Annotated in this window: 7 protein-coding genes; 6 read left to right on the forward strand and 1 reads right to left on the reverse strand. The window is 62.5% G+C overall.

Annotated elements, in window-relative coordinates:
• The 5 genes from AC1DO7_RS39320 to AC1DO7_RS39340 all read left to right on the forward strand — a co-directional run.
• On the forward strand, positions 1 to 198 hold a 198-nt coding region (locus tag AC1DO7_RS39320), incomplete at its 5' end, for a zinc-binding dehydrogenase (RefSeq protein ID WP_477117421.1).
• Positions 199 to 220: 22 nt separating this feature from the next.
• Positions 221 to 982 (forward strand): glutathione S-transferase family protein, encoded by a 762-nt coding sequence (locus AC1DO7_RS39325; RefSeq protein ID WP_441620665.1) that lies wholly within the window; start codon positions 221 to 223, stop codon positions 980 to 982.
• Between the two features lie 196 nt (positions 983 to 1,178).
• Positions 1,179 to 1,964, forward strand: a complete 786-nt coding sequence (locus tag AC1DO7_RS39330; RefSeq protein ID WP_441620663.1) for an enoyl-CoA hydratase/isomerase family protein — start codon at positions 1,179 to 1,181, stop codon at positions 1,962 to 1,964.
• Between the two features lie 60 nt (positions 1,965 to 2,024).
• Entirely contained in the window at positions 2,025 to 3,002 is a 978-nt protein-coding gene (locus AC1DO7_RS39335; RefSeq protein ID WP_441620661.1) for a Bug family tripartite tricarboxylate transporter substrate binding protein, read from the forward strand.
• Positions 3,003 to 3,094: 92 nt separating this feature from the next.
• A complete protein-coding gene (locus tag AC1DO7_RS39340; protein WP_441620659.1) occupies positions 3,095 to 3,787 on the forward strand; it encodes a GntR family transcriptional regulator in 693 nt (230 codons plus the stop codon).
• A 65-nt stretch (positions 3,788 to 3,852) separates the two neighbouring features.
• On the opposite strand, the gene AC1DO7_RS39345 is transcribed toward AC1DO7_RS39340, so the two are convergent.
• On the reverse strand, positions 3,853 to 3,996 hold the full coding sequence (locus AC1DO7_RS39345; RefSeq protein WP_441620657.1) for a hypothetical protein: 144 nt from the start codon (positions 3,994 to 3,996) through the stop codon (positions 3,853 to 3,855).
• A gap of 592 nt (positions 3,997 to 4,588) precedes the next feature.
• On the opposite strand from AC1DO7_RS39345, the gene AC1DO7_RS39350 reads away from it, so the two are divergent.
• Positions 4,589 to 4,951, forward strand: a 363-nt coding sequence (locus AC1DO7_RS39350) for a GntR family transcriptional regulator (RefSeq protein WP_477117422.1), incomplete at its 3' end; no start/stop codon positions are given.

Below are 4,951 nucleotides of genomic sequence, written 5' to 3' on the forward strand. Positions count from 1 at the left end.
GTGTGCAGGCCAACACTGCGGACGTTCATCAGCGAGCCGGCCGACTTGAGACGCGGGGCCGACGCTCTATTTGACGTGGTGCGCGGCGCAGCCGTGCAACTTGAAGTGAACCGGCGCTACGCGCTGACCGAGGTGCGGCGCGCGCACGAAGAGCTCGAGAGCCGCGCCACGACGGGATCGGCAGTGCTGATTCCTTGATAGGGAAATGATGGAAATGACCATGAAACTGTTCCACGGCTGGCTGTCGAGCGCATCGCGTCGGGTGCGGCTCTGTCTTGCGGAAAAAGGGGTGGACTACGAAAGCGTGCCCATCGATATGAGCAAGCAGGAGCAGCATTCACCAGAATACCTGGCAATGAATCCCAACGGCGTTGTGCCCGCTCTGCTGCTCGCGCCAGGAAAGTCTCTGTACGAGAGCTCGACCATCTGTGAGTACCTGGATGACATTCATCCGGAGCCGCCCCTGCGGCCGAGCGACCCGTTCGATCTGGCCGTGATGCGTAACTTCGTGCGCTGGACCGATGAAAAATCCTTGCCGAACCTGCTGATCCTGAACTGGAGCATCGCGCTGCAACCCGGTGCGGGCCAGTGGACCGACGCGCAACTCCAGGAGCGGCTCGCACGGATCCCAACCGCGGAGCGCCGGGAAGCGTGGATCCGCATTGCCCGCAATCCCTATACCGACGAGGAGAAGGCGGCAGCCCTGCACAAACTGCTGATGCTGGTCGACAAGATGGAAGAGATGCTGGCAGGGTCGCCGTGGCTGGTGGGCGAGCGCTACTCGCTGGCCGATATCGCAGCCGTACCCTTTATCGCCCGCATCGACGAAATTGCGCCCGAGGCACTGGCCGCTGCCACACATCCCCGCGTCCATACCTGGTGGCGCGAAGTGCGGCAGCGCCCGGCGTTCGCGGCCGCGCGCTTCGATCGGTTCGACGCCGCGTTGCGCGCGCGTCAGCTCGAATCCGCCGCTACTCAATAAAGCCTGTCTTCACGAGATGAGCCGGCTTCGGGCCGCAGTTAGTGTAGGCCTTGAATCAGGCCCCAGGCCGCTCAGCGCGAGACACGCAGTGGGCTGAGGCCCTTGCACAGTAAGCCGGCGCCAAGTTCGACTGACACCAGCGGGCATCGCGGCGCAACGCGACAACCGCAATGCAACCATCTTTCAGGACATGACCATGACCGAATCGTCCGGCCTTCCGACCCTTGCCCAGGCAGGGCGCATCGCCACCATTACCTTCCAGAGGCCAGAGGTCGCCAATCGACTGGGACCCGAGGACTTGGCAGAGTTGCATCGCCACATCGAGACAGTCAACGCCGGCGACGCTCTGGTGTTGCGCATTCGTGGGAGGGGAAAGTACTTCTGCAGCGGCTTCGATATCGGCAGCCTGGCTGGCGGGCAGGGTGGCCAGGATGCCCGGCGCGCCCAGAGCGGCTCTGGCTTCGAGGAACTGGTCAACGCGCTGGAAGATTGTCGGCCGGTTACCATCGCCGCGATCAACGGTGGTGTCTATGGCGGCGCCACCGATCTCGCGCTGGCTTGCGACTTCCGCATCGGGGTCAGGCAGACCGAGATGTTCATGCCGGCGGCACGCCTCGGCCTGCATTTTTATCAGCGTGGCATGGAGCGCTATGTCACGCGCCTTGGCCTGGACACGGCCAAGCGGTTGTTCCTGACGGCCGAGACGCTCGATGCCGAGGAACTGGCGCGCTGCGGATTCCTAACCTCGCTGGTCGACGCGCAGCAACTCGAAGACCGCGTGGATGGCCTGAGCGCCACCATCGCCGATATGGCGCCGCTCGCGGTGATCGGCATGAAGAAGCACCTCAACCATATTGCCCGCGCCGTACTGGACGTACAGGTCCTGGCTGCCGATATGCAGCGTGCCGTGCAATCGGCGGACATCCGCGAGGGCGCGTTGGCGTGGAAGGAGAAACGCAAGCCCCGCTTCACCGGGCAATAGGCGAGCCCAGGCTCCGCCATTGCCTGCGCCACTACCATGATAAGAAATCCGGAGACAAAGATGAGTATCGCGAAACGCTTCGCGGCCGTAGCCGTACTACTGGCCGCGCCGGTGTCGCTTGCCTGGGCGCAAGGCACCTACCCCAGCAAGCCTATCCGGCTGATCGTGGGCTTTCCACCGGGGGGCGGCGCCGATGCCGTGGCCCGCGTGGTGGCCGAGCGCATGTCGCGCGAGTTGGGCCAGACCATTGTCATCGACAACAAGCCGGGTGCCGGCACCACCATCGCGGCCGAGGCCGGTGCGCGTGCCGAGCCGGACGGCTATACGCTGTTCATGGGCAGCGCGAACATCTTCGGCTCTGACCGCGTCCTCTACAGGAACATCCGCTACGACGGCCAGAAGGACTTCACCGCCATTTCGCGGTGGACCATCGCGCCCATGGTGCTGACCGTGAACAAGGATCTGGGTGTGAAAACAGTGCAGGATCTCGTGGCCAAGGCCAGGCAGAATCCCGGCAAGTTCTTCTATGCATCGTCGGGCAGTGGCGGCGCGCCGCATATGGCCGGCGTCTATTTCAACAAGCTCAGCGGCACGCGGATGGAACACGTGCCGTTCAAGGGCGGCGCGCCCGCCGTCACCGCGGTGATCTCAGGCGACGCGCAATTGATATTCGGCACACCGCCATCCGTGCTGCCGATGGTAGAGGCCGGCAAGCTCCAGGCGCTCGCGGTGACCTCGGAGAAGCGATCGCCGTTGCTGCCGAAGCTGCCGTCGGTTGCGGAAGGCGGCCTCAAGGGCTACGACCTGACATTCTGGTTCGGGCTGTTCGGGCCGGCAGGCCTTCCTCCTGCCGTTGTGCAGAAACTGTTTGTGGCCAGCCAGAAAGCCTTGGGCGACCCGGAGGTTGTCAGCAAGCTTGCAGCGCAAGGCAATGAGGCGCTAGCCTCGGCATCGCCGCAGGAGTTCAGGCAGTGGGCGATTGCCGAAGGCGCAAAGACCAAGCAGTTGGTGGAGCAGTCCGGCGCCAAGCTCGACTGAAGGAGGGCAGAGTGGCCATTTGCGTATGCGCAGTTCTCCTGTGGGGCCGTCCAGGGCGGTAGAATTGCGCATCTCCATATACGCAAGCTGCAATGTCGGAAGAAAAAATGAGCCGGTCAGAAGCCATCCGCTTCGCCCTGGAGGAGGAAATCCTGTCGGGAAAGCTGCCTGGTGGCGCACAGATCGACGAGCAGCAACTCGTGGAGCGGTTCGACGTATCGCGCACGCCGGCGCGCGAGGCCCTGATCCACCTTGCCGCGGCCGGCCTCGTGACACTTGTGCCCCGGCAGGGGGCCGTCGTGTCGTCCATTACCTTGCGCGAGTATGTCGCGTTCAGTGAAATACTTGTGCAGCTAGAGGCCCTGGCGACCCAACTTGCCGCCCGGCGAATGTCGCTGGAGGAGCGCCAGGCTTTGCGCGAAGCATTCGAGGACGGCGAAGCCGCCGCCCAGAGTGGCGATGCTGAACAGTACCGCATTGCCAACGACACCTTCCACGGTATCTTGTACGACGGCAGCCGAAATGACATCCTGAGTCGCCAGATCCGCACCATGCGTGCGCGTATGCGCGGTATGCGTGATTTCCGCTTCGAGCAGCCCAGCCGGGTCCGCGCGTCGCTTGAAGAGCATCGGGCCGTCCTCGATGCCGTGCTGCGTGGCGACGAAGACGGCGCCGCGCAGGCCATGATTCGCCATATTTCGGCCGGCGGAAACGTCTATGCAGACATGATTGCGGCAATGCCCGGCGACGATGTTGGCGGCCGGGCTCGCGCCAAACGCCCGTGAACGCGGGAGCGTTTCCCAGTTCAGGGTGGTCTGGGCGATATCGCCTGCTTGCCCAATCGCCCAGGCTACTGCCTTGCCATGCCAACGGAATGCTGGCCTTTTCTCGGGAATCTGGTGTCGTCGATGATCACCACCCCAGGTGCGCCTGCGCGCGCACCTGCTCCAGCGCATAGGCGCGCACCGCATCCAGCATGGCTTCGTCCGACCACGGTGCCATTGCCGACGAAATGATCCAGGCGCCAATGAAGAATTCGGTACTACTGGCGGCGGACGGGAAAATCCCGCTGGCCGACGCGTGCGAACTGAGGGACAAGGAAACGCCGATGATTGCAGGACGGGGGGCGCAAAACCGCGTAAGTGCAATAGCGTGCCCTCTACATCGAAACTTAAGGTATGGCAGAGGAGGTCGGTCGCCTCAGAAGGATCACCTTGTCCTTTCCGGCAAGACCAAGTACTGCAGCAGCCATGCTTCCAGAGCCAGCCAATTGCCCGCTGTGTGGCCCTGCCGCTGAACGGATTCGGTCGCCCCAACTACGGGGATTCCGTTACACCTGCCCGAGCTGCGCTTCGTTCGTGGGAAATACTAGCGAAGTCGTTCCTAGGATTGGCGAACGTTTCGGCAGTCCACCAAAGGGGCGGACTGCCTCCATGTGTAAAATGACGGTACATTACCGCCGCCTCCGTGGGGTAGTGTTGCTGGTTTGATGCATTGGGGTTGCACTCAGGCGACGGGGTGCACGCAATTTTGAACTGTCGTCTTGATTGATTCCTCGTGAGCTTATGGTGGACGAAACAACAGATATGACTTTGCAAGAACGGATTGCAAAGGTATTGGCGGATCGCATCATCAAGGGTGTGTTGAAGCCCGGCGAGCGGTTGCGCCAAGACACCTTCGCACACGAGTTCAACATCAGTCATGTACCTGTACGTGAAGCATTTCGTCGGCTCGAATCACAGGGGCTCGTGCTCAGCGAGCCCCGCAAGGGCGTCAGAGTTGCGCATCTCGACGAAGCGTCCCTCGTAGAAATCACAAGGATGCGAGCGGCATTGGAAACCTTGGCGCTGCGGGTAGCAGTACCGCTTATCAGGGACAGTGATATCGCTGACGCAGCCACAGCAATCGAACGCGGCAACCATGCCTCGGATATCGAGGAATGGGAAAGC

The organism is Cupriavidus sp. 05N40, assembly GCF_056397305.1.